The sequence below is a fragment of the Flavobacterium cheonhonense genome (assembly GCF_035671315.1).
In the GTDB taxonomy this organism is placed as follows: domain Bacteria; phylum Bacteroidota; class Bacteroidia; order Flavobacteriales; family Flavobacteriaceae; genus Flavobacterium; species Flavobacterium cheonhonense.
This window is the reverse complement of the sequence record NZ_JAXAVY010000002.1, coordinates 170,018-194,450: the sequence shown is the minus strand read 5'-3', so window position 1 is coordinate 194,450 and position 24,433 is coordinate 170,018. Positions and strand designations below refer to the sequence as shown.

At 37.8% G+C, this 24,433-nt stretch carries 24 protein-coding genes; 10 read left to right on the top strand and 14 right to left on the bottom strand.

Annotated elements, in window-relative coordinates:
- Positions 1-64 precede the first annotated feature (64 nt).
- Positions 65-517, top strand: coding sequence for an SsrA-binding protein SmpB (gene smpB, locus SK086_RS06765; RefSeq protein ID WP_324690589.1), 453 nt, complete (start codon positions 65-67; stop codon positions 515-517).
- Here smpB and SK086_RS06760 read toward each other — a convergent pair.
- Positions 514-1,155: a protein-L-isoaspartate(D-aspartate) O-methyltransferase gene (locus tag SK086_RS06760; protein WP_324690588.1), complete on the bottom strand. Its 642-nt coding sequence runs from the start codon at positions 1,153-1,155 to the stop codon at positions 514-516. The genes smpB and SK086_RS06760 overlap by 4 nt on opposite strands.
- 145 nt (positions 1,156-1,300) lie before the next feature.
- Between SK086_RS06760 and SK086_RS06755 the strand changes: the two genes are divergently transcribed.
- The 8 genes from SK086_RS06755 to SK086_RS06720 all read left to right on the top strand — a co-directional run bounded on the left by SK086_RS06755 (position 1,301) and on the right by SK086_RS06720 (position 9,048).
- Positions 1,301-2,266 (top strand): Gfo/Idh/MocA family protein, encoded by a 966-nt coding sequence (locus SK086_RS06755; protein WP_290876238.1) that lies wholly within the window; start codon positions 1,301-1,303, stop codon positions 2,264-2,266.
- A 20-nt stretch (positions 2,267-2,286) separates the two neighbouring features.
- Positions 2,287-2,952 carry a CPBP family intramembrane glutamic endopeptidase gene (locus SK086_RS06750; protein ID WP_324690587.1) on the top strand — a complete coding sequence of 222 codons (666 nt, stop codon included), beginning with the start codon at positions 2,287-2,289 and terminating at the stop codon, positions 2,950-2,952.
- Positions 2,953-2,972: 20 nt separating this feature from the next.
- Entirely contained in the window at positions 2,973-3,860 is an 888-nt protein-coding gene (locus SK086_RS06745; protein WP_290876234.1) for a 3-hydroxyacyl-CoA dehydrogenase family protein, read from the top strand.
- A gap of 84 nt (positions 3,861-3,944) precedes the next feature.
- Positions 3,945-5,186 (top strand): DUF1015 domain-containing protein, encoded by a 1,242-nt coding sequence (locus SK086_RS06740; RefSeq protein WP_290876231.1) that lies wholly within the window; start codon positions 3,945-3,947, stop codon positions 5,184-5,186.
- A gap of 32 nt (positions 5,187-5,218) precedes the next feature.
- Complete coding sequence (locus SK086_RS06735) at positions 5,219-5,881, top strand: YggS family pyridoxal phosphate-dependent enzyme (RefSeq protein WP_324690586.1); 663 nt, start codon at positions 5,219-5,221, stop codon at positions 5,879-5,881.
- A gap of 37 nt (positions 5,882-5,918) precedes the next feature.
- The gene (locus SK086_RS06730) at positions 5,919-7,280 is read left to right on the top strand and encodes an exonuclease domain-containing protein (RefSeq protein WP_324690585.1); all 1,362 of its coding nucleotides are present in this window, start codon (positions 5,919-5,921) and stop codon (positions 7,278-7,280) included.
- A gap of 86 nt (positions 7,281-7,366) precedes the next feature.
- The gene (miaA, locus tag SK086_RS06725; RefSeq protein ID WP_324690584.1) at positions 7,367-8,299 is read left to right on the top strand and encodes a tRNA (adenosine(37)-N6)-dimethylallyltransferase MiaA; all 933 of its coding nucleotides are present in this window, start codon (positions 7,367-7,369) and stop codon (positions 8,297-8,299) included.
- Positions 8,300-8,307: 8 nt separating this feature from the next.
- Positions 8,308-9,048 carry an acyl-[acyl-carrier-protein] thioesterase gene (locus tag SK086_RS06720; protein WP_324690583.1) on the top strand — a complete coding sequence of 247 codons (741 nt, stop codon included), beginning with the start codon at positions 8,308-8,310 and terminating at the stop codon, positions 9,046-9,048.
- 129 nt (positions 9,049-9,177) lie between these two features.
- Here SK086_RS06720 and SK086_RS06715 read toward each other — a convergent pair whose 3' ends face one another.
- The 13 genes from SK086_RS06715 to SK086_RS06655 form a co-directional block, all read right to left on the bottom strand.
- A complete protein-coding gene (locus SK086_RS06715; RefSeq protein ID WP_290876222.1) occupies positions 9,178-9,879 on the bottom strand; it encodes a response regulator transcription factor in 702 nt (233 codons plus the stop codon).
- Positions 9,880-9,887: 8 nt separating this feature from the next.
- On the bottom strand, positions 9,888-11,471 hold the full coding sequence (locus SK086_RS06710) for a sensor histidine kinase (RefSeq protein WP_324690582.1): 1,584 nt from the start codon (positions 11,469-11,471) through the stop codon (positions 9,888-9,890).
- Between the two features lie 67 nt (positions 11,472-11,538).
- A complete protein-coding gene (coaE, locus tag SK086_RS06705) occupies positions 11,539-12,126 on the bottom strand; it encodes a dephospho-CoA kinase (protein ID WP_324690581.1) in 588 nt (195 codons plus the stop codon).
- Positions 12,123-13,127 carry a glycosyltransferase gene (locus tag SK086_RS06700; RefSeq protein ID WP_324690580.1) on the bottom strand — a complete coding sequence of 335 codons (1,005 nt, stop codon included), beginning with the start codon at positions 13,125-13,127 and terminating at the stop codon, positions 12,123-12,125. The genes coaE and SK086_RS06700 overlap by 4 nt, the downstream gene beginning before the upstream one ends.
- Before the next feature lie 89 nt (positions 13,128-13,216).
- The gene (locus SK086_RS06695) at positions 13,217-15,793 is read right to left on the bottom strand and encodes a T9SS type A sorting domain-containing protein (protein ID WP_324690578.1); all 2,577 of its coding nucleotides are present in this window, start codon (positions 15,791-15,793) and stop codon (positions 13,217-13,219) included.
- Positions 15,794-15,889: 96 nt separating this feature from the next.
- A complete protein-coding gene (fabV, locus tag SK086_RS06690) occupies positions 15,890-17,086 on the bottom strand; it encodes an enoyl-ACP reductase FabV (RefSeq protein WP_324690577.1) in 1,197 nt (398 codons plus the stop codon).
- A gap of 64 nt (positions 17,087-17,150) precedes the next feature.
- Positions 17,151-18,803, bottom strand: coding sequence for a DNA repair protein RecN (recN, locus tag SK086_RS06685; protein WP_324690576.1), 1,653 nt, complete (start codon positions 18,801-18,803; stop codon positions 17,151-17,153).
- Between the two features lie 36 nt (positions 18,804-18,839).
- The gene (porD, locus tag SK086_RS06680) at positions 18,840-19,727 is read right to left on the bottom strand and encodes a type IX secretion system protein PorD (protein WP_324690575.1); all 888 of its coding nucleotides are present in this window, start codon (positions 19,725-19,727) and stop codon (positions 18,840-18,842) included.
- Entirely contained in the window at positions 19,711-20,928 is a 1,218-nt protein-coding gene (gene coaBC / locus SK086_RS06675; protein ID WP_324690574.1) for a bifunctional phosphopantothenoylcysteine decarboxylase/phosphopantothenate--cysteine ligase CoaBC, read from the bottom strand. Before coaBC ends, porD begins: the two co-directional genes overlap by 17 nt.
- 5 nt (positions 20,929-20,933) lie before the next feature.
- Positions 20,934-21,254 (bottom strand): DNA-directed RNA polymerase subunit omega, encoded by a 321-nt coding sequence (locus SK086_RS06670; protein WP_290877120.1) that lies wholly within the window; start codon positions 21,252-21,254, stop codon positions 20,934-20,936.
- A gap of 6 nt (positions 21,255-21,260) precedes the next feature.
- Positions 21,261-22,055: an outer membrane protein assembly factor BamD gene (locus SK086_RS06665; RefSeq protein WP_324690573.1), complete on the bottom strand. Its 795-nt coding sequence runs from the start codon at positions 22,053-22,055 to the stop codon at positions 21,261-21,263.
- Between the two features lie 120 nt (positions 22,056-22,175).
- On the bottom strand, positions 22,176-23,060 hold the full coding sequence (gene dapA / locus SK086_RS06660; RefSeq protein ID WP_324690572.1) for a 4-hydroxy-tetrahydrodipicolinate synthase: 885 nt from the start codon (positions 23,058-23,060) through the stop codon (positions 22,176-22,178).
- 1 nt (position 23,061) lies between these two features.
- Positions 23,062-23,580, bottom strand: a complete 519-nt coding sequence (locus tag SK086_RS06655; RefSeq protein WP_324690571.1) for a DUF6913 domain-containing protein — start codon at positions 23,578-23,580, stop codon at positions 23,062-23,064.
- Positions 23,581-23,629: 49 nt separating this feature from the next.
- Between SK086_RS06655 and SK086_RS06650 the strand changes: the two genes are divergently transcribed.
- A complete protein-coding gene (locus tag SK086_RS06650; protein ID WP_324690570.1) occupies positions 23,630-24,433 on the top strand; it encodes a 5'-nucleotidase in 804 nt (267 codons plus the stop codon).

The following is a 24,433-nucleotide window of genomic DNA, read 5'->3' as shown; positions in this document are numbered from 1 at the left end:
TTATTGATAATTTCACCCTTTTTCACTACTACATTTCCGCTTTTGTTTATACATTTGCCATCCTATGTTGAAAACCGTTAACATATTTAATAAAAGAGCCAAGTTTGATTACGAAATAATCGAAACTTATACGGCTGGTATTGTTTTAACCGGAACGGAAATCAAATCAATTCGTTTAGGAAAAGCCAATATCACAGAAGGTTTCTGTGAATTTCACAACGGAGAATTGTTTGCCATCAATACCCAAATTGATGAATACCTTTATGGGAATCAATTCAACCACAAAGCCAAGAGCGAACGAAAACTGTTGCTCAACAAAAGAGAACTTAGAAAACTCGAGAGAAGTATTGATACTAAAGGATTGACCATTATTCCTTTAAAATTGTTTACCAATGAAAAAGGTTTGGCCAAATTAGATATAGGTCTTTGCCGCGGAAAGAAGACCTACGACAAAAGAGAAAGTTTAAAAGAGCAAGATGTAAAGCGTGATTTAGACCGAATCAAAAAATCCTTCTAATTTTTATCTTCCAATAAAGGAACAAAACGAAATTCTCCAAACTCGTGTTTTTCAAACTGGGTTTCGTTTTTGCGAATCAACATCGTCATAATTTGTTCGCCTTCGCCCAAAGGAATCACCAACCTGCCTCCTATTTTTAATTGCGCCATTAAAGGTTTTGGTATAATTGGTGCTCCGGCTGTAACTATGATGCTGTCGAAAGGCGCAAAATTAGGCAACCCTTTATAACCGTCACCAAAAGACAAATGCTTCGGGCGAATGCCCAACTTAGGCAGCAAAGCCGAAGTAATTTTAAAGAGTTCATTTTGTCTTTCTACCGAATATACTTTGGCGCCCATAGCCACCAAAACGGCAGTTTGATAACCCGAACCGGTTCCGATTTCCAAAATTTTATCATCTTTTTTAACTTGTAGTAATTGGGTTTGAAAAGCCACGGTATAAGGCTGTGAAATGGTTTGCCCGGCGGCAATGGGAAACGCCTTATCCTGGTACGCAAAATCTTCAAAACCGGAATTCAAAAACAAATGTCGAGGAATACGCTTTATGGCTTCCAATACATTTTTATCGGTAATGCCCTTTTCTTCCAGCAACTTGGCCAGTTTATTTCGCAATCCTTGATGTTTAGCGGTATCTTTCAATTGGGGTAATGATTTATCGGGTAAAAATAGAAGTAAAAAATCCAATAAACAAATTCTGATTCCCGATAAATTTTTATCCCGAAGTTTCGGGACTTAAACTTTTAAACTTTAAACTAAAATGCTACTTTTGATAAAATTTATTTTTATGCTAAAAGTTGGCGTTTTAGGTGCCGGTCACCTTGGAAAAATACACTTGCGATTATTACAACAATCTGAAAAATATGAATTAGTCGGCTTTTACGATGAAAACCATGAATATGCCGAAAAAATTGCAGCCGAGTTTGGTTACAAGCGTTTTGACACCATTGCTAAGTTGATCCATGCTGTTGATGTGATTGACATTGTTACGCCAACGCTTTCTCATTACAAATGTGCTAAAGTAGCCATCAAATCGGGGAAACACGTTTTCATCGAAAAACCGATTGCCACTACTGTGGAAGAAGCGGAGGAAATCATCGCTTTGGCCGCAGCAAATAATGTAAAAGGTCAAGTGGGTCATGTGGAGCGATTCAATCCGGCTTTCATTGCCGTAAAAAATCAAATCGACAATCCGATGTTTATTGAAACGCATCGTTTGGCCGAATTCAATCCGCGCGGGACTGACGTTCCGGTGGTTTTAGATTTAATGATACACGATATCGATGCGATTTTAAGTGTAGTGAAATCGAAGGTGAAATCGGTACACGCCAGCGGAGTTTCGGTGTTGAGCCAATCACCTGATATTGCCAATGCCCGTATCGAATTTGAAAACGGTTGTGTGGCCAATATTACTTCGAGTCGCATTTCCATGAAAAACATGCGCAAATCGCGTTTCTTCCAAAAAGACGCTTACATCTCGGTGGATTATCTCGATAAGATTTGTGAAGTCGTAAAAATGAAAGACGCTCCCGAAGTACCGGGCGATTTTGATATGATTCTGCAAAATGCCGAAGGCGAACGCAAGCAAATTTATTTCAACAATCCTGATGTAGCACCTAACAATGCCATATTGGACGAATTAGAAACTTTTGCCAATGCTATCAATAACAATACTACACCGATAGTAACTTTGGAAGACGGAACGGAAGCCTTACGAGTAGCTTATATGATTATTGATTCGATGGAAAAATAATAAAATCTTATTTTTTTAGAGTGAATAAAACAATCAACATACTCAACAACAAATGGTTTGCACTGCTTTTCTTAGCAATCGCTTTTTCTTTGATATATAATCCGTTGACCAAATTTCCGTATACATTTTGTGTTATAGTCCTTTTTATCCTTGTCACAACCTATCTTCAAGAGGGTAATCTAAACAGATTAAATTTTAAAAAGTTAGGTTTAAAAGAGTTAAAAGCTATACTATTAGTGTATGTAGGACTTGAACTCGTAATGGATTTTCTATTCCAACCAACAGTGAGTTGGTTATGTAATGAACCAGCTGATTATTCTACATTTGAGAGCATTAAAGGCAATATCGGAATGTACTTCAAATATTTGTTATATATGTGGATAAGTGCTGCATTTGGGGAAGAACTTTTATTTCGGGGCTATGCTTTTTTTCAGTTCCAAAAAATATTTGGCGATAAAAAAGGTTTGATTATTTTGCTTTCCGCTGTCTTATTCTCATTGCCTCACTTATACCAAGGACTTTCCGGATTGATCATGACATTTCTATTTGGAATTGCATTTGCATTAATTTACAGCAAATACCAAAATATTTGGGTCAACATAATTATTCACGGATTAATCGATACCGTATTTTTAACCTTAAGTTATTTAGGTTATCTGGAATTCTATAATTTACTAGGAAAATAAACAAACACTAAACCAATATAATGAATACAATAGCTGTAATTGGTGCCGGAACTATGGGTAACGGAATTGCCCATACCTTTGCACAAAGCGGATTTACCGTAAAATTAATTGACATCTCTGAAAAATCGTTGGAAAAAGGTATGGCAACGATTGCTGCTAACCTTGACCGAATGGTAACCAAAGGAACCATTACCGAAGACGACAAACACAAAACCATAGGCAACATTATTACTTATACCGATATCAAAGACGGTGTGGTTGGTTGTGACTTGGTAGTTGAAGCGGCAACGGAAAACGTAGGTTTAAAATTGAACATCTTCAAACAATTAAGTGAGGTTTGCGACCACAACGTGATTTTAGCCACAAATACTTCTTCAATTTCCATCACACAAATTGCTGCTCAAGTAGTTCATCCGGAAAGAGTAATCGGAATGCACTTTATGAATCCGGTGCCGATTATGAAATTGGTCGAAATCATTCGCGGCTACAATACTTCCGATGAAGTAACCAAAATCATCATGGAGTTATCGGTTAAATTGGGTAAAACCCCAACAGAAGTTAACGATTATCCGGGCTTTGTGGCCAACAGAATCCTGATGCCGATGATTAACGAAAGCATCGAAACCTTATACAATGGCGTTGCCGGTGTAAGCGAAATTGATACTGTAATGAAATTAGGAATGGCACATCCGATGGGACCATTACAACTGGCCGACTTTATTGGATTAGACGTTTGCTTGTCTATTCTTAACGTAATGTACGACGGTTTCAAAAACCCGAAATACGCGCCTTGTCCACTATTAGTGAATATGGTGATGGCCGGAAAACTAGGCGTAAAATCAGGTGAAGGTTTTTACGACTATTCAGAATCTAAAAAAGCAGAGAAAGTTTCGAAGCAGTTTATCTAAAAGTTGTAGGTTCCAGGTTGTAAGTTCAAAGTTAGATCTAAGCCAACTTACAACTCACAACACACAACATACAACCCCAAAAAAATGAGCAAAATAATCCCTTTCAAAGCCGTTCGTCCTACGCCGGATAAAGTAGCGTTGGTGACTTGCCGCAATTACGACGATTATAGTTCAGCTGAGCTTGCCGCCTGGTTGAGTTTTAATCCGTATTCGTTCTTGCACGTGATTCATCCAGCCTACATGTATTCGCAAAAAATTACTTTAGACAAACGCTTTAAAGGTGTTGCCCACAAGTACCAGGATTTTAAAGATGATGGTATTTTTATGCAGGAAGAAAAAGCGGTTTTTTTCTTGTATGAAATCCAAACAAAAACACAGTCTTTCACCGGTATAGTGGCAGGAACTTCAATTGAAGATTACAAGAATAACGTCATCAAAAAACACGAAGACACCTTGCAATACCGCGTAGAATACTTCAAGGATTATCTACACCAAACGGGTTTCAATACCGAACCGGTTTTAATTACTTACCCTGATAACGAAACCCTGAATGCTTGGATAGCCGAGAAGAAAAAAAGCGCACCGGTATACAACTATTCGACTACCAATAAAGAAAAGCACCAACTTTGGAAAATTGAGAGCGATAGCGAAATCCAATGGCTGACACAACAATTCGAGAACATACCCGAGTTGTATATAGCCGATGGCCACCACCGTTCGGCTTCGGCAGAATTGTTATTCGACGAAGACCAACATTTGGGCAATCAAAATTTGAACTATTTCATGAGTTTTCTGATTGCGGAAAGCAACGTAAAAATCTACGAATACAATCGCATTATCCGCGATTTAAACGGTTACACCAAAGCAGATTTTCTCGAAAAACTGGCCGAGTATTTCATCATCAAAGACAAAGAACAAGAATTGTGGAAACCCCAAAGCAAATTCGAATTTGGCATGTATCTCGACGGGAATTTTTATGCCTTATTTTACAAGCAAACCAACAGTAGCGAATTGTCATCCCGAGCGCAGTCGAGGGACATTTTAGAGAATTTAGATGCTCAAATTCTATACGATAAAGTGTTGCAACCGCTTTTAGGTATTGAAGATTTGCGAAACGATGAACGCATTGAGTATATTCCCGGAAAACAATCGGTAGCGACCATCAAAGAATTGGTTGACGAAGGCGAGTTTGAAGTTGGGTTTATGCTCTACCCTTCGGATATTTCCGAAATCAAAGCCTTGGCCGATAACCATTTGATCATGCCGCCAAAAAGTACTTATATAGAACCTAAATTCCGCAGCGGATTGATGGTTTATGAACTATGATTTGAAAATGAGTCAATTTTGAAAATTTGAAAATGTCTATAGCACAAAACCTTCTTGATATAAAATCTTCGTTACCGGATAACGTAACCTTGGTCGCGGTTTCCAAAACCAAACCGGTGTCTGATTTGATGGAAGCTTATGAAGCCGGTCAGCGCATATTTGGTGAAAATAAAATCCAGGAAATGACCGAAAAATGGCAACAAATGCCCAAGGATATCGAATGGCATATGATTGGCCATGTACAATCCAACAAGGTGAAATACATGGTACCTTATGTAAAGTTAATTCACGGCGTGGACAGTTTGAAATTACTGAAAGAAATCAACCGTCAAGCCGTTCGCTGGCGAAAAAACATTAATTGTTTGTTGCAAATTCACATCGCCGAGGAAGAAACCAAATTCGGCTTAGATGAAAATGAACTCGATACCTTATTGAACTCCGATGAATTCAAGGAAATGAATAATATCAAAATCGTTGGTTTAATGGGAATGGCAACTTTTACCGATAATCAAGCCCAAATCAAAAGAGAATTCAATCATTTAAAAAAGATATTTGATGCTCTAAAAAACCAACCTACAACTCAAAACTTACAACCAACAACCCTATCCATGGGCATGAGCGGCGATTACCAAATCGCTATAGAATCTGGTAGTACTATGGTTCGCATTGGAAGTAGTATATTTGGAAGCAGATAAAAAGCTAATCACTATTCACTAATTACTATTCACTTATTTGTACGCCATACTCGACATAGAAACCACCGGAGGCCAATTCAACGAAGAAGGCATCACTGAAATTGCCATCTACAAATTTGACGGTCATGAAGTGGTGGATCAGTTTATCAGTTTGGTCAATCCCGAAAAACCGATTCAGCCTTTTGTGGTGAAGTTAACCGGGATTAATAATGCCATGTTGCGCTCGGCTCCGAAGTTTTATGAAATAGCCAAACGCATTATTGAAGTTACCGAAAACTGTATCGTAGTAGCGCACAATGCCTCGTTTGACTACCGCATTTTGCGAACGGAATTCAGTCGCCTAGGCTACGATTTTGTTCGACCAACGCTTTGTACGGTTGAATTGTCGCAGAAACTCATCCCGGGACAACCTTCTTACAGTTTGGGAAAATTGGTTCGCTCGCTCGGGATTCCGGTAACCGATAGACATCGGGCCAGCGGCGATGCCTTAGCCACCGTAAAGTTGTTCAAAATGATTTTGGACAAAGATGTTTCCAAAGAAATTCTAATCGGTTTAATCAAAGCCGAAATCAAAAAAGGGTTATCGCCTAAACTGCTGGATATTGTTGAAAGTATGCCGACACGAACCGGAATCTATTACATCCACAATGAAAAAGGCGATTTGATCTACATTGGCAAAAGCAAGAACATCAAGAAGCGTATCAACCAACATTTTACAGGAACTTCAGGCAAAAGCAAAAAAATCCAACGCGATGTTTTTGCGGTAACCTATGAAGAAACCGGTAGCGAATTGATTGCGTTGCTCAAAGAAAGTGAAGAAATCAAAATCAACAAACCCATTTACAACCGAGCCCAACGCAAAACTATTTTCCAATATGCCTTGTATGCTGAAAAAGATGCCAATGGTTATTTAGCGTTGAGAGTCCAAAAAGCCGACGGGCGTAAAAAGGAAATCACCTCTTTTACTTCTATCCAAGAAGGTAAAAATTTGTTGCATAAAATCACCGCCGAATACCAATTGTGTCAGAAGATTAATGGCTTATACGAAACCAAAAACGGTTGTTTTCAACTCAAAATCAAAGAATGTAAAGGCGCTTGTTTGAACCAAGAACCTACGGAAGAATACAACGAACGCGTGGAGGAATTCATCAGCGAAATGAAGTTTGACAACAACAATATGGTCATTATCGACCGAGGCAGAAGTGTCAACGAACGCAGTGCGGTTCTAATCGAAAATGGAGTTTACAAAGGCTATTGTTTCTTCGATTTGAATTACCAAATCAACAATATTGAAATCCTGAAAAACATCATCATACCGATGCAAAACAACCGCGATACACGAACCATTATTCAAGGCTATTTGCGCCGACATAAGGTCATACGAATTATAAAATTTTAATTTGAAGCCGTTTCCCGCTATTCGTTCCAATCTCTTCGAGGATTTCTCCCGAAGTTTCGGGACTATCGGGGCTAAAATATAGTGCATTGAACTACTTAATTACCATAATAGGACCAACTGCTATAGGAAAAACTTCCTTAAGCATCACTTTGGCCCAACATTTCCGTTGTGATATTCTTTCGTGCGATAGCCGACAATTTTTTAGAGAAATGCGCATTGGAACTGCAGTGCCAACAGCAACCGAGCTACAATCAGCACCACATCATTTCATCCAAAACAAATCCATTTTTGAATCGTATACGGTAGGCGATTTTGAACAAGAAGCCATTGCCAAACTCGATAGCTTATTCGAAAAAAGTAACATCCAAATCATGGTTGGCGGTTCCGGTTTGTATGTAGATGCCGTATTGAAAGGTTTTGATGATTTTCCGGAGATAGATGAAAATGTTCGGAAACAAATTAACGCTGACTTTGAGCAATTTGGAATTACTTATCTACAGCAAGAGTTAAAAAAACATGATCCTGATTATTACCAAAAACTAAGCCTGGAAAATCCGCAAACTTTGCAAAATCCTCAGCGGATGAAACGCTTTGTAGAAGTGAGTATCGGTTCCGGAAAACCGTATTCGAGCTTTATCGGACAAAAGAAAAACTGTCGGAACTTCACTCCTATTGTCATTGGATTAGAAGCCGAACGAGAAGTAATGTATGACCGAATCAACCAACGTGTTGACTTAATGTTACAAGAAGGATTATTGACAGAAGCCGAACAATTATATCCGCACAAAGCATTGAATGCACTACAAACCGTTGGATACCGAGAACTGTTTGAGTATTTTGACGGTATAGTGACTTTAGACCAAGCCGTTGAAAACATTAAAATGAACACACGACGCTTTGCGAAACGCCAGATTACTTGGTTCAAAAGAACAGAAAACGCTAAGTGGTTTGACTATCAAACCGACAGAACAGCCATTATTGAACACATAGAAAGCCAATTCATAATCCATAATTCATAATTGTAAAAATGCCCATTGCACCGAATTTCACTTCTAAACTAACCCAAGACTGGGAAATCAACTTTTTGCAGTGTTATCCGAACGGTTATTTAAAATACACCGATTTGTGTAACATTTTGCAATTAACGGCTGCCTTACATGCCGAATTGGGCGGGATTAGTTTTAGCGATATGCAGGCACATCATCAGGCTTGGGTGTTGAGCCGAATACGTGTAGAAGTAAACCGTTTACCCAAATGGCGTGATGTAGTTACGGTAAAAACTTGGATTCAATCGTTAGAAAACTCGCGGTCGATTCGTTGTTTGGAATTGTATTTAGGTGATGAAAAGTTGGCAGGATGCGAAACGTTTTGGGCTGTTTTTAATACTAAAAGTCGCCGACCGGAAGCTTTGGCCTTACCACACGAGCATTTTGAAAAATATCCGAAAGAGTCGGCCACTGCAGAAAGCTTTTCTAAAATTGACACTACGCTAACGACCGAATTGGTTGTTGAAAAAAAGGTATTGTTATCAGACTTGGATATAGTGAATCACGCCAATAGCATCAAATACTTAGAATGGTGTTTGGATAATGTAGCGCCAAAACTACTGCTGGAGCAACAACTTAAAAGTTTTGAAATTAATTACCTAAAGGAAGTTTCGTTAAACGATGCAGTAGCTATTGGGAAAAACGAATCTGAGGCTACTACTACTTTTACCCTTACCGCCAATGACAAAATTTGTTGTGCGGTACAACTTAACTTTCAATAAACACTACTACCCTAGCCCGGATTGCAGAGGAAATCCTTTTTAATTTGCCTCGGCAATTTAAAAAGATTGGAACGTAAAGCCGGACACTAGCTCCTAAAAAAAATCCCCGTCAAATGACAGGGATGTTAGTTATTTCTTTACCACCAAGCGGAAACCTTCTCCGTGGATGTTTAAAATTTCCACGTTTGGATCGTCTTTTAGGTATTTACGCAATTTGGCGATGTAAACGTCCATACTTCTGGAAGTAAAATAGTTGTCTTCTCTCCAGATTTTGGTTAAAGCCAATTCACGCGGCATCAAATCGTTTTCGTAGATGGCCATCATTTTCAACAAATCGGATTCTTTTGGCGACAATTTGATAGGCTCTTGATCTTCAAATTTCAAGAAACGCAACTTTGAGTTGAGCATGAATTTGCCGATTTGGAATTCAAATTTGGCCGGTTCGTTTTTGTTTTCAGTCGCCTTTCTTTGGATGATGGCTTTGATTTTCATTAATAAAACGTCGGAGTCGAAAGGTTTGTTCAAATAATCATCGGCACCAACTTTGTACCCTTTCATTACATCTTCTTTCATGGACTTGGCGGTCAAGAAAATCAAAGGCACATCTTTGTTTTTTTCTCTGATTTCTTTGGCCAAAGTATAGCCGTCTTTATAAGGCATCATGACGTCTAGAATGCACAAATCATAATTGTCTTTTTTGAATTTTTCAAAACCTTCCATCCCATTTTTGGCCAAGGTGACGTCGAAATCGTTAAGGGTGAGATATTCTCTTAATACGATACCGAAGTTTTGGTCATCTTCTACTAAAAGTATTTTTTTATTTGTTTCCATAGTCTATTTTAATTTATGAGTGGGACTTTAATTATAAATGTGCTTCCTTTTCCTTTTTCACTTTCTACAAATATTTGACAGTTGTGGTCGTCAAGTATTCGTTTAACATAAGCCAGACCTAAGCCGTGGCCTTTAACATTGTGCAAATCACCGGTATGCTCGCGATAGAATTTTTCGAAAATTCTTTTTTGGGCGACTTTTGACATTCCGGCGCCTTGGTCTTTTATTTTAATGATGACAAACTCTTTTACGTTTTCGGTATAGACATCAATAATAGGCGCTAAAGGCGAATATTTGATGGCGTTGTCCAGGATGTTTACTATAACATTGGTAAAGTGAACATCATTGAGCAATACCGTAGTTCTGGTAGCATCGAAATGCGTGGTAATTTTACCTTCACGGTCTTCGATAATCAAGTTAACGTGTTCGATAGCGTCTTCTATAATTCCGTGTATATCGTTGCTGTCTTTGCTAATGTCAAGCTCTTTTTTCTCCAACTTTGAAATGCGCAATACGTTTTCTACTTGAGCGTGCATTCGCTTATTTTCGTCGCGAATCATTTGCAGATAGCGGTGAACTTTTTCTTTGTCTTCAATCACCTTTGGATTCTTGATCGCATCTAACGCTAAGTTAATCGTAGCTATAGGTGTTTTGAACTCGTGCGTCATATTGTTGATGAAATCAGTTTTGATTTCTGAAATCTGACGTTGCTTGATCAATTGACTCAAAGCACTAGAATAAGCAATGATGATGATTAACGTAAAAATGATGGACAACACGCAGATGGCAATCAACTCGGAAAACAAAAACTTTTTCTTTTGCGGAAAAGTGATGAGCAATTGGTACTTATTGTTGCCGTCGTTATCAATAAAGATTGGTATAGAATAAGTTGAAGCTTTATCGTATTTAAAATTTTCCGATTTTACTTTAGTCGCTAATCCGTTACTGTAAACGTTGAACTCAAAAGGTGTTTTTACACCGTATTCTTTTAGCTCTTCTGATAACATCTTCTGCAGCATCTCATTTGAAATTCTTTCTTGTATTGGTCGCATAGCGGCGATATCACGAAAAAACATTTCAAATTGGTAGTTGTTCAACAAATCTAAAGAACCTGTTTTTTCAATTTTCACATCAGGAGAACTGTTTTGCTTGATGGATGAATTATCGACACCATCAGAGTACACCTCAGTTTTCCGATTGGCTGAAAAATTTTTAATTCCCTTTAAACTGTCGAGTTTTTTATCAAAGAACGAAGGTGAGATTCCGTAATCTTCTGAAATTATACTGTTAGAATACACTATAGTTTCGTTAGTTCTGGAGTCTCTTTGAAAATAACCAAATTCCAAAAAATCACTTTTTTCAGGGGCTTTTCCAATACTGTCTTTAACGTGATTGTATTTTTCGTAGAAAGTATAAGCCTCGTATTTCTGAAGTTTATTAGCTACATTACCCAGAACTTGCTTTACATGAAATTTAAATTGTTCTTCGTTGTTTTCAAAAGACTTGTCGAACCAATAAACTTGTACCAAAATGATACCTATCAGGGACAAGCTCATTAAGACTACAAGAATTCGGAAAAACAATTTATTCATTAAACAAATTTAGCATTTTAACATTTAGACAATAAATACATTAACCAAACATTAACAACTTATGTCATTACTGATTTTTTTTCAATGTTTTAAGAATATTATCTACTTGAATTTTAGTGTGTTCGATATTGACATTTTGGATTACATAGTCACTTAGTGCAATTTTCTCATCTTCCTTCCATTGGTTTTGCATTCTGGCAAGCACTTGGTCTTCCGTGACACTGTCTCTTTGCATAACCCTTTGTATTCTAACATTTTCCGGAGCTGTAACGGTAATAATTTTATCACAAAATTGATAACTGCCCGATTCGAATAAAATTGCAGCTTCTTTAATTACAAACGGATGATTGTGGTGTTTTTTAACCCAATTTTCAAAATCTTGTTTAACTTTTGGGTGGATGATGTTGTTGAGTTCTTGCAATTTTTCAGGAGCATTAAAAACCAATTGGGCTAACTTTTGTCGATTGATAACCCCTTTTTCGATAACACTGTCTCCGAAAGTCTTGGCAACTAAAGACAGCACTTCAGGAGTATTCATAACTTTTTTAGCTTCCTCGTCTGCAATATAAACCGGAATGCCTTGCGCCGCTATATACCGAGCCACAGTAGTCTTACCGCTTCCGATGCCGCCGGTTAATCCGATGATTTTTGTCATGATTTCACTTTAAAAAAAAGTTCAGGAAAAGCTTTTTGCGGTTGCTGTTTCAAACATTTGATTTTGATAAATGATTGCAAGAATCCGAGTCCGTAACCCCAAAATTGTTTGGTTACTGCAATCAATGCCAAAAAACCAATTTCAATGCTTTTACTTTGAATAGTTGCAGAAATAAAGAGCAATAAATAGTAAATACTATAACAAGCTATAGGGAAAACAAACCCGAACGGTAACACTGCAATGGAGAAAACAAATCCCAATATAAAGAGTGTAGGAAAGAGAAAAGTTGGTTTTTGGTATTCAGGATACCAACTGTCTAAAATAGGTCGTGCTTTCCCGAATTTGGATACTTGAACAGAAAACTTTTGCCAATCAATTCTGCGCTTGTGATAGACGAAAGCTTTAGGAAACAATCGCGTTTGAAATCCCATTTTCCATAATCGAATGGATAAATCCGGATCTTCACCGGGATGAATATTCCCAAAGCCATTGGAGGCTTCAAACGCCTTTTTAGAAATCCCCATATTGAAACTTCGGGGTTGAAATTTTCCTATTTTTTCAGAGCCACCTCTGATGCCACCGGTTGTTAAAAAAGAGGTCATTGCAAAATTGATTGCTTTTTGAATCTTAGAAAAAGAATCCAATGCAGCATCAGGACCGCCAAAACAATCTGTAAATTCTGTCTCGAGTTCCGCTTCCACTTCCAACAAATAGTTTTGAGGTATAATACAATCCGAATCAAAGATTAGAAAGTAATCGCCTTGGGCTTTCCTCATTCCGAAATTTCTAGAATCACCTGGGCCGCTATTTTCTTTAAAATAGTAAGAAATAGTTAATTTAGAGCGGAAAGACTCGATTATATCTTGGCACGGAATGGATGAACCATCTTCTACCACAACAATTTCATAAGGTTTAGTGTAATTAGACGCTAAGAGACTATCCAGCAACTCCTTTATCTCCTCGGGACGATTGTAAACCGGTATAATGATTGAAAAAAACATCTGGTAATTTTTAACAAAGATAGGATATTATAAAAAAGAAAGACCACCTAAATTTAGGTGGCCTTTCAATATTTAATTTTATAGAAAAACTATTCTTTGATTACTCTGATAGTTTTTGATTGGTTGTTAGCTGTTGCTACTTTTACCAAATAAACACCATTAGGCAATTGAGACATATCTACTTGACCCAAAGTTGCATCCAAGTTGTTGCTACTAACTTTTTGTCCTACCATATTGAATACTTCAACTGAAGTAATTTCTTGGTTGTAAGAAAGATTCAAAACATTCTTAACCGGGTTTGGATAATAAGTAAAGTTGGCATTATCAAATGAACCATTGCTCAAAGAAGCATCGTAAGCAGAGATACCGAAACCACCAGTATTGTCATTGTTGTATTCGTAAACTCTGATGTATAAGGTTGCACCTGGAGTTAAATTAGTTAAACTTTTGAAAGAGTAACCTCCTGTTGAAGCTCCATCATCATCACAATCAACTTGAGTTAACACGGCACAATCACCGGAGTAGATAGTGATTACAGTATCTAAACCTGTAGCTCCAGTTGTTGAATCTCCGGTTTCAATTGTTAAACTTCCACTGGCAGGAACTACAACGCTATACCAAACATCACCTCCATCAAATCCGAAACAAGTTGCTGGTGCAGCTTGTGTTGAATCAGTAGCTCCTATGGTTGTACCATTTGTTAATTGAGCTGAATAAGTACCTCCAACAGTTAAAGCTGTAGCTGAACTACACTCGTCATTAGCAGGAGCCGGTGGAGGAGTTACTGTCAAAATACCATTTACGAAAGTTGTGCCATCCCAGAAGTTACCATTGTTTGGAGAACTTTGGTTAATACCACCGTATACATAAGCACCGTTGTTTAAGTTAAAACGAGTAGCATAGTAGTAAGTACCCGGTGCTAAAGTAGCACCAATATTGGCTTCGTATTCGTCATTATTTCCAATTGAATTGGCGTTGTGAGTAGCCGCAACCCAAGTAGTCCAAGTATTTGGATTGGTGTTAGTAGTACTATAACCTACCCATGCATTAATTCCAGGAGCTTGACCGTCGATATTTGGAGCAACATCTGTTAATCCGCCTTCGTAAACTTGACCGTAAACAGTAACAGTACCTCCTTGAGTAATAGTGGCTGTAGGTGGCCATTGTAAACTAACATAATCAGGAGAATCTGTAGAAGGAACACCACAAATTAAAATTCTAGTTCTGTTATCAGTGTTATCAGTACAATCTGTATCAGCGTGAGTGTAAAAACGTACTTGACCGGTAAGAGTTGAAACCCAAGTAACAGGAGTTGTTCCGAAAGCAGCAGCAGTAGCACCACCGTCAGCACTAATAGTAATCAAATCAGTTGCGAATGAACTTTTGAATGTATAAGTTTCACCTGAAACAACATTTACCAAAGAATATTCACCAGCATAACCGGCTGTAGTAATTGTATTCTCTGTAAGACCATCACAAGTTCCAGGAGTATAACCAGCCGTACCACCCGGCCATTGACCGTTTGGTGAAGTTAAACAATAACCAGGAGGAGCAATTGTTGTAAAGCTTGATTCAGCACAACCTACTGCTGAACCACCGGCATTTTTAGGAACTACTTTCCAATAGAAAGTTGTGTTATATCCTGTGATATTAATAGGTGTTGAAGTAGTCGTGAAATTACCAACTAAAATAGTAGCATTACCTGCTGTTAAACCATAATATAAATCATAAGAGGTTGCAGGGTCACCGGTTGTTGGAGCATCCCAAGAGAAAGTTACAGTTCCCGGTGAAACAGTTGTTGAGCCATTAACAGGCACTAAATTACTAGCACAACCAGGAGCAATAGTAGTATTGAAGGTAAAAGGTCCTGCCCAAGTACTAAAGCTAGTTCCGCTTGAACATTCATCTCTTACATAAAACTCATAAGCAGTCATTGGAGACAAAGCAGTTGCAGCATAAGTATTTCCAGAAACGTTTACACCTGTATCATTAGCGGTTGCAGGAACTCCGGTTCCAGCAGGTTGAATTTTTACTTCTGCATTAGCAGCACCGCCTGAAGTCCAAGATAAATCAGCTGTAGTTGAAGAAGTAACAGTTGCAACACCAGCAGTAGGAACAGCACAAGCAGGCAAAGAAACACTTAGAGTATAATCTTCTGCTTGACCGTAACCGGCTCCTGTTTGGCAAGCCGTACCGAAAGCATTAAAACGCTTCACTACGCGCATTCTTTTAGAACCTGCAGATGCATTCGCAGGTACAGTAATACTGCCTACTAATTCGATAGCGTCTTCTCCGGTAGAGTTAACAATATTTCCAATATCGTAAGATTCTCCAGCATCATCAAAATCATTGTCAGCATTCCAATCTACAAACACTCTCAACCTTGTGGTAAAATTTCCATCCGTATTTCCTTTGAGTGTAATTGGATAAGTGCTTCCTGCTAACACATTACCGGTTAGCGCAGTGTAATCTTCATGAGCAATAATGGTAGTGCCGTCATTTTGACCCACTGTTGCAGAACTGGTATTGTTAATACCTGCAAAATTGACCAAAGTAATTGGCTCCACATTGCTCGTGAAAGTCATCGGTCCGCAATAGGGCGCAGGAAATTGCCCAAAAGCAGCAAAACTGATAAAAGACATCAGCAATAGAGTAATTTTTTTCATTTGTTAAAGATTAAAGTTAATTGCTATAAAGATATAAAAAATAAAAAAACCCACAAATTTTTGTGAGTTTAATTAAATTAAAAACATGAAATGATTTTAACTATTGATAATACTTGGGATCAAAGTCATCTCATTTGCTTCTGTATTGTAATCAACACCTTCAAATCCGAAACCAAACAAATTCAAAAAGTCTTGTTTATAACCTGCTAAATCTCCAATTTCAGGAAGATTTTCCGTAGTAGCTGTAGCCCATAAAGCCTTAACTTTCTCTTGTATATCTTCTCGCATTTCCCAATCATCAATGCGAATTCTGCCTTGTTCATCAGTTGGCACATCTTTACCAGCGTACAATCTTTCTGAAAATAAACGTTGAATTTGTTCAATACAACCTTCATGTACGCCATCCGCTTTCATGATTTTGTAAAGCAATGAAATGTAAAGCGGAATAACCGGAATAGCCGAACTGGCTTGGGTTACTAATGCCTTGTTAACCGAAACATAAGCTTTACCGTTAATCGATTTTAAACTATCGGTTATTTCAAAAGCTGAGGCTTCCAAATGATCTTTGGCTCTTCCTATAGTTCCTTTTCTGTAAACCGCTTCGGTAACTTCAGGACCAATGTAAGAGTAAGCGATTGTGGAAACTCCTTCGGCCAACACTCCGGCTTTTTGCAAAGCTTCCATCCACATAGCCCAATCTTCTCCACCCATAACGACTACTGTATTGTCAATATCCTCTTGATTAGCAGGTTCAATCGAAACTTGAGTTACATTACCGGTATGAAAATCAACCGTTTTGTTGGTAAAAGTACCGCCTATGGGTTTCAATACAGAACGATGTAAAACGCCAGTAATCGGGTGCATGCGTACGGGTGATGCTAGACTGTAAATCACCATGTCTACCTGACCCAAATCGGCTTTTATTAAATCGATTGTTTTTTGTTTGATTTCATTAGAAAAAGCATCGCCATTGATACTTTTTGCGTAAAGTCCGGCTTTGTGAGCTTCTGTTTCAAAAGCGGCTGTGTTGTACCAACCCGGAGTTGCTGTTTTACCTTCTGCCGGCTCTTTTTCAAAGAAAACGCCAATAGTAGCGGCACCTGAGCCAAAAGCACTGGTGATACGAGAAGCCAATCCGAAACCGGTTGAAGCTCCAATGACCAAAACTTTTTTTGCGCCATCAATGGCACCTTTTGATTGCACATATTGGATTTGATTTTTAACGCTTTGAGCACATCCATCGGGATGAGCTGTCAAACAAATAAAGCCGCGCATTCTTGGTTCTATAATCATATGCTGTAGTAATTAAGTTCTTGTATTAAATTAAAAGTGGCACAAAAGTAACAAATTTAAACGGTTAGTTTAGTAAAGCTTTGGCATGATTCAATGCCGAATCACTGATGTCTTTACCGGAAAGCATTTCTGCAATTTCATATATGCGTTCCTCTGCAGACAACAGTTTCAACTCTGAAACCGTACTTTCGCCCGAAACGGTTTTGTAAACTTTGTAATGGGAAATTCCTTTGGCGGCAATTTGTGGCAAATGGGTAATCGCAAAAACTTGCATGGTTTTACTCATTTGTTGCATAATTTCACCCATTTTATTGGCAATTTCACCTGATACACCGGTGTCTATTTCATCGAAAATGATGGTTGGCAATTTTGAATATTGTGTTAAAACCGACTTCACTGCCAACATGATTCTGGACATTTCACCTCCGGAAGCCACTTTTTTCAACACTCCGAAATCAGTGCCTTTGTTGGCCGAAAATAAAAACAATAAATCGTCTTTACCGTTATTACGGTAGCTGCCGGAAGCAGAAATCTCTATTTTAAATTGGACATTAGGCATGCCCAATTGGGCTAAAATTTGAACCAATTGATGGGTCAAACCCGGAATAGCTTCTCTCCTACTTGAGGAAATTTGGACAGAAATCACATCCAATTCCGCTTCGATATCCTCAATAGTTTTTTGCAAAGCAATCATTTCTTCCTCCAAATTAACCACAGAAACTACTTTAGATTCCAGTTCATTTTGGATAGCAATTAATTCCTCTACTGTTAGGACTTGGTGTTTCTTTTGTAAAGTATAAATGAGCTGTAACTTTTGGTTGACGAGCTCTAACTTTTCGGGATCACTAAAAACGGAATCGGATTCTTTTACCAACTCGGCGACTATATCATCCAACTCTATAACAACCGATTGCGTTCTTTCGGACAAGGCTTGGTATTCGGCAGAAAAACCACTGTTTTTTTGAAGTACGGCTCTAAATTCTTTTAAGTTTTTCAACAATCCGAATTGCTCATCATTAGCCAAAGCCAATAACATGGAAAGGTTGTCTTTGATCAATTCGACATTGTTTAAAGCCTCATAACTTTTCTCCAACCCTTCTAATTCTCCTGCTTTCAGATTGGCTGCTTGCAATTCATTAAAAAGAAACTCATTATAATCTTTCTCTTTCAAGATGCTTGACAAGGACGATTGTTTTGACTCTAAATCAGACTTAGCCGTGCGGTATTGCTTCAGTTTAGTAACATAAGATGCAATAAGTTCTTGGTTGGAAGCAATGGCATCTATAATCTTAAACTGATAAGCTTCGTCAGCCAACTCTAAGGTTTGGTGTTGGGAATGCACATCGATTAAAAACTGACTCAAATCTTGTAATTGCTGCAGATTAACCGGACTATCATTGACAAATGCCCTTGATTTTCCCGAAGGCAAAATTTCTCTTCTGATGATGGTTTCCTGCTCATAATCCAAATCATTTTCAACAAAAAACCATTGCAAATTGTAGGCGCCAATCTCAAAATTGGCTTCCACTATGCACTTTTCCTCTTTATTTTTCAAGGAAGACAAATCGGCTCTTTTTCCTAAAACCAAACCCAAAGCACCCAAAAGTATTGACTTTCCGGCTCCGGTTTCTCCTGTAATAATTGAAAAACCCTTGGAAAAATCGATATTCAATTTTTCAATTAAAGCGAAATTTTCAATCGACAGTGACGTAATCATAATAGCGGAATGAGGATAAGGTATGGCAACAAAAAATTACAACTTAATTGTAGCCCATTTGGCTGAATTAAGTGGTGAAATTCGGTTCAAAGTATCGATGGCATCCGATACCGGCACTTTTGGTCCGCCGGAAAGTATGGATACAATTTCATCCACTTTAGCATCAAAAAAAACGCGAGTCAAGAAAGCATTCGGACGCACACTGTAAATAGAGCTTAGCGTATTGATGGAGGTAATAATTGCTTCTTTGGCGACCTTGTTATCCTTAGTCATAGTGTCTAACCCGTTTCTGTGGTATTGGTACATCGATTCTCTGAACGCATCAAAAGTTCCGGACAACAAATCACTGATTAAAAAGTAACGGTTTTGGTTACCGTCGGCCTGAGACCAACCTTTGTATCCACTTTGTTGGGCTACCGACAATACTTGTTGGGCTGTATCAAAACATGATCTTCCGCCATTCAAAGCGTAGGTATCGGCATCAAAACCCAAAATCATGTAGCTGTAAAAAGCCAAAACGGAAACCAAATTCGAGTCGAAACTGGCCGGATTAAAAATTAAATTCTCAAACTCTATATAGCGAAAATTAAAGTCTTTATCGTTGTAATTAAAAACCGGTGACGCATAGGAAGAATTAAAAATCGGACGCGAAGATTCGATTTGCAAAGTAGCGTTGAACTGATTAGAGTCGTAGCTGTTCACCGTAATTACCATTGAACAGTTGATTTTTTCGTGTTGCTTGTATTCTTCTCCGGTCCAATCGGTTTTATTGACAAACTCGCTGACAGACTTTTCCAAATTCTTAAAAATCTGGGTATTGGCATTGGTTACTTTATCGGAAATAACTTGAACAGTGCAATTCAGTTGTTGCGCTTGGGTTAAACCGATAAAAAACAAAAAAAGAAAACTAGCTATTTTTTTCATAATGCGATATTACTTTGTTGATGATGTCGGTCGCTACAGCTTCTTTCGACTTCAAAGGCATGGCTTCAATATCGAAATTATTATCGATAAATGTCACCTTATTGGTTGCTGTAGCAAAACCGGCGCCTTTATCCTGCAGCGAATTTAAAACAATCAAATCTAAGTTTTTTTTCTGAATTTTCAACTTAGCGTTTTCAATTTCATTTTCAGTTTCCAAAGCAAATCCGATTAAAAACTGGTTTTCTTTACTTTGTCCAAGCGAGGCTAAAATATCTTTCGTCTTTTCGAGTTCTAAAGTAAGTGTATTTTCGCTTTTTTTAATCTTTTGATCGGCCGCAAATTTAGGTTTGTAATCGGCTACAGCAGCAGCACAGATGGCTACATCAACTTCAGGATAATATTGATGACAAGCCGCATACATTTCGGCAGCCGAAGTCACTCGAACCAAAGCAATATTTTTGCTCTGAACTTGTAAAGTTGTTGGACCGGAAATCAAGGTTACGGTTGCACCGAGTTGTGCGGCACATTCTGCAATATCAAAGCCCATTTTACCGGTAGAATGATTGCCTATAAACCGAACGGGATCGATAGCTTCATAAGTTGGACCGGCTGTGATTAGAAACTGCTTTCCTCTCAAAGGCAATTGGTTTTCCAAATCGCGTTGAATAAAAGCTACTATATTTTCCGGTTCCGCCATACGACCTTCTCCGGATAAACCACTGGCCAATTCACCACTTTCTGCCGGAATAATAGTATTGCCGAATTGCTTCAGGGTTTGAAAACTGGCTAATGTTGACGGATGTTTGTACATGTCTAAATCCATGGCCGGAGCAAAGTAAACCGGACATTTGGCAGACAAATATGTAGCAATTAAAAGATTGTCGCAGTTCCCATTAACCATTTTAGACAAGGTGTTGGCGGTTGCAGGAGCAATCAGCATTAAATCGGCCCAAAGTGCTAACTCAACATGATTGTTCCATTTCGCGTCCTCATCTTCTTCGTTGTAAAAAGTAGAATGAACCGGATTTTTGGAAAGTGTGGATAAGGTTAGCGGTGTAACAAAATCCTTAGAAGCCGGTGTCATGACCACTTGGACATCGGCACCGGCTTTTATAAATAATCTGACTAATGTCGCCGTTTTATAAGCAGCAATTCCTCCGGAGACACCGAGTAGTATTTTTTTACCGCTTAAAACAGACATAGGAATTAGTCTTTTGTAGTATCTCTGTAATAAATTTTGTCATCTAACCATTCTTGAACGGCCAATGCATGAGGTTTTGGTAATTTCTCGTAAAATTTAGATACTTCGATTTGTTCTTTGTTTTCGAAGATTTCTTCTAAACTATCGTTGTAAGTAGCAAACTCTTCTAATTTTTCAGTCAATTCTTTTTTGATTTCAGAATTGATTTGATTTGCTCTTTTAGCCATTATTGTAATTGCCTCATAAACATTACCGGTGCGCTCTTCAATTACCGTTTTGTTGTAGGTAATTGTGTTTACCGGTGCATTCGTCTTTTTTAAATCCATGACTTATTATTTAGAAAATTGTTTTAAATCGTTTTCAATACGAGCCAACATTTCGTCAGCTTTAGTTTTGTATTCGGTATCCGGTTTGAACTTAATTAAACTTTGATAAGCAGCTATAGCGGCGTTTAATCGTTCTTCCATTTTAGTAGAAACACTATTGATGGCTAAGTTGTAAGCCGAATCAAATTTGTAAAATAATGCTTTTTCTTTGTAAGGCGTTCCGGGATAATTAATGATAAAATTATCAAAAGCTACCATAGCCGCTTTATAATCCGATATAGTATTGTACTGTTTGGCATTTTCAAAAGCCTTTTTTTCCAATTTTTCTCTAAGGACTTTAACCAAGCTATTGGCTTCTGCCAGATAGGTTGAATTAGGATAAACATCAATAAAGTTTTGTAACTTATCAATGGCTTTGTAAGTATCAACCTGATCTAAACTGTACACCGGAGATAGTTTTGAAAAGCATTTAGCACCTAAAAACAAAGCTTCTTCAACCTTTTCACTTTTTGGATAGCCGGCAGAAAAACTTTCAAATTGGTAACCGGCCAGATAAAATTGATTGGTTTTGTAAAGCGATTGTGAGTACATATAAAATAGGCGTTCCGCTTGAGGTTTCCCTTTATAACTAGGCGCTATTTGTTCAAACAATCGAATGGCCTTGTTGTGTTTATTGGCTTCGTACATCTTGGTTGCCATGGTAAACTTTACCGCGATGTCCTCGGATTTCAATGCCTTTTGGTATTCACTACAAGAAGCAAAGAAAACAACAATGGCTATAAGGGCTAAAAATTTCTTCATTAGTATGTAAAAGATTACTGATATTTAAGTCATTTCCGACTTTAAACCAGTCCCAGAAATAGGGGACAAATTTAGTTATTAATTGTTTACGAAAAAATATTTTTTTTGGGTGAGCAAAAACTACATACTCGAGATTTTGTTGGTAAAATCTTTGAGTCGGATGGCTAAATTTTCATCCACATTAACCAAAGGCAAACGAACTGTGTTTTCTGCTAAACCTAAGGTTTTGAAAACTTCTTTTATACCGGCCGGATTACCTTGTTCAAAAATCATATCGATAGAATCCGCTAAAAGGTAATGAAGTTGGTAAGCTTCGTCTACTTTTCTGTTCAATCCTAAGTGAACCATCTCTGAAAATTGTTTCGGAAAACCTTCTCCGATAACCGAAATTACTCCGGCACCACCGGCTAACACCATTGGTAATGTTATCATATCATCCCCTGAAATCACCAGGAAACCTTTAGGAGCGTTTTGGATTAACTTCATGGCTTGTACTATATCGCCTGCAGCTTCTTTGATGGCCACAATGTTTTTAAAATCTTGGGCCAAACGTATTACTGTTGAAGGTAACATGTTACTTGCTGTACGACCTGGAACATTATAAAGAATTACAGGAACAGGTGAAGCTTCAGCCACTGCTTTAAAATGCTGGTAAATCCCTTCTTGCGTTGGTTTGTTATAATAAGGCGACACGGAGAGTACAGCAGTGAAATCACTAAAATCTCTTGATTGCAACTCGGCCACGACTTCTTGCGTGTTATTTCCGCCCACTCCTAATACCAAAGGCAATCTTCCTTTATTAGCTTCGACTACGGTTTTGATTACCAATTCTTTTTCTTCTTTAGACAAAGTAGCGCTTTCTGCTGTAGTGCCTAAAACCACTAGATAATCTATGCCATTGTCAATTTGAAAATTCACGATCTTTCTTAAGGCTTCAACGTCTACAGAAAAATCTTTTTTAAAAGGGGTAACTAACGCAACTCCGGTACCAATTAATGATTGCATTTTAAATTTTGTTTAGAATTCTTAAATATTTGAACATTTCTTCAGCAAAGACTTTATAATTCTCTGCATTTGTATTGATCATGAAATGATTAAGCCTTTTATCGATGGAAGCAAAACCAACTTTAAAAATAGCTTTTGATAGGTTGGACACCAACAGCAGTGCTACCTTTTCAGTATCGTAATAGTTGATTAACAAATCAAACGGTTCAGCTATAAAATCCTCAACTTCTTTCTTATCAACTGTCCCGTGCCAACTCAAATCTTTGTAGCTGAAAGTAGGATAATCGAACGATTCGTTTTTTTTGATTTTATCTTTAAAAACCAATACTTTAACCGCGTTTTCAGCAATGCCGTTTTGGATTAGCTCCTGAACTAAAGCTTCTCGCTCTTTAAAATACGATTCGTCAAAGATAATTCCAACCGTTTTTATTTTACCCTCTGAGGTCAAATGCTTTACATTTGATAACCTTTTTTTAACTATTTTTTTTGTTGAAAAATCCTTTAAGTAATTTAAAAACATACTACTTTTACTTGAATTGCAATATTACTAAAAATAAGAGCCAAAAGCGATGGTAAATCTAAAAAACTATAACGTTGTAACGAAACTTTTTGTTTTATTATTAACATTTGCCGCATTTACATCTTGTGCTGAAAAAAAATTCTACGTCACCCGAATTGAAGGCAAAGAAATCGGAATTACCCAACCTGCTGAAACAGCGAATGCTACTGCCGGACAATCGGCTCAGCAAATTGAAAATTTCATCAAACCTTACCGTGACAACATTGATAAAGATTTAAGTATGGTTTTGGCCAATGCTCCGGAAACCATTGATAAATCAGGAGAATGGCAAACCCCTATGGGTAATTTTTTATCAGACATTACCTTTGAAAAATCCAACATTGTTTTTAAGCAAAGAGAACACAAATCGATTGATATTTGTTTGCTCAATCACGGTGGTATTCGTACCATTATTTCCAAAGGTGATGTCACTGCTCGCAATGCTTACGAGATTATGCCGTTCGAAAACTCTGCTATAGTGGTAGGCTTGAAAGGCGAAGAGATTTTGGAGATGGCAAAATACATTATATCCGAGAAAAAACCACATCCGTTAAAAGGATTGACTTTTACTATCGGCAAAGACAACCAACCTAAAGACATTTTGGTTAATGGACAACCTTTAGAAAATGCCAAAATCTATTATGTAGTGACTTCAGACTATTTAGTGAACGGCGGTGACAACATGATTTTCTTTAAAAAAGCGACCGAGCGTTACGACCTAGAATATAAGCTTCGCAATATTATTATTGACTATTTCAAAGCCAATAAAGTAATCAAAGCCGAGAAAGACCAACGAATCAGCAAAGAATTGTAA

Bases quoted from the DNA above. Each gene is read 5' to 3' on its own strand.
- smpB (WP_324690589.1), top strand. From the start codon at position 65: ATGTTGAAAACCGTTAACATATTTAATAAAAGAGCCAAGTTTGATTAC.
- SK086_RS06755 (WP_290876238.1), top strand. From the start codon at position 1,301: ATGCTAAAAGTTGGCGTTTTAGGTGCCGGTCACCTTGGAAAAATACAC.
- SK086_RS06745 (WP_290876234.1), top strand. From the start codon at position 2,973: ATGAATACAATAGCTGTAATTGGTGCCGGAACTATGGGTAACGGAATT.
- SK086_RS06740 (WP_290876231.1), top strand. From the start codon at position 3,945: ATGAGCAAAATAATCCCTTTCAAAGCCGTTCGTCCTACGCCGGATAAA.
- SK086_RS06735 (WP_324690586.1), top strand. From the start codon at position 5,219: ATGTCTATAGCACAAAACCTTCTTGATATAAAATCTTCGTTACCGGAT.
- SK086_RS06720 (WP_324690583.1), top strand. From the start codon at position 8,308: ATGCCCATTGCACCGAATTTCACTTCTAAACTAACCCAAGACTGGGAA.
- SK086_RS06715 (WP_290876222.1), bottom strand. From the start codon at position 9,879: ATGGAAACAAATAAAAAAATACTTTTAGTAGAAGATGACCAAAACTTC.
- SK086_RS06710 (WP_324690582.1), bottom strand. From the start codon at position 11,471: ATGAATAAATTGTTTTTCCGAATTCTTGTAGTCTTAATGAGCTTGTCC.
- coaE (WP_324690581.1), bottom strand. From the start codon at position 12,126: ATGACAAAAATCATCGGATTAACCGGCGGCATCGGAAGCGGTAAGACT.
- SK086_RS06700 (WP_324690580.1), bottom strand. From the start codon at position 13,127: ATGTTTTTTTCAATCATTATACCGGTTTACAATCGTCCCGAGGAGATA.
- SK086_RS06695 (WP_324690578.1), bottom strand. From the start codon at position 15,793: ATGAAAAAAATTACTCTATTGCTGATGTCTTTTATCAGTTTTGCTGCT.
- fabV (WP_324690577.1), bottom strand. From the start codon at position 17,086: ATGATTATAGAACCAAGAATGCGCGGCTTTATTTGTTTGACAGCTCAT.
- recN (WP_324690576.1), bottom strand. From the start codon at position 18,803: ATGATTACGTCACTGTCGATTGAAAATTTCGCTTTAATTGAAAAATTG.
- porD (WP_324690575.1), bottom strand. From the start codon at position 19,727: ATGAAAAAAATAGCTAGTTTTCTTTTTTTGTTTTTTATCGGTTTAACC.
- coaBC (WP_324690574.1), bottom strand. From the start codon at position 20,928: ATGTCTGTTTTAAGCGGTAAAAAAATACTACTCGGTGTCTCCGGAGGA.
- SK086_RS06670 (WP_290877120.1), bottom strand. From the start codon at position 21,254: ATGGATTTAAAAAAGACGAATGCACCGGTAAACACAATTACCTACAAC.
- SK086_RS06665 (WP_324690573.1), bottom strand. From the start codon at position 22,055: ATGAAGAAATTTTTAGCCCTTATAGCCATTGTTGTTTTCTTTGCTTCT.
- dapA (WP_324690572.1), bottom strand. From the start codon at position 23,060: ATGCAATCATTAATTGGTACCGGAGTTGCGTTAGTTACCCCTTTTAAA.
- SK086_RS06655 (WP_324690571.1), bottom strand. From the start codon at position 23,580: ATGTTTTTAAATTACTTAAAGGATTTTTCAACAAAAAAAATAGTTAAA.
- SK086_RS06650 (WP_324690570.1), top strand. From the start codon at position 23,630: ATGGTAAATCTAAAAAACTATAACGTTGTAACGAAACTTTTTGTTTTA.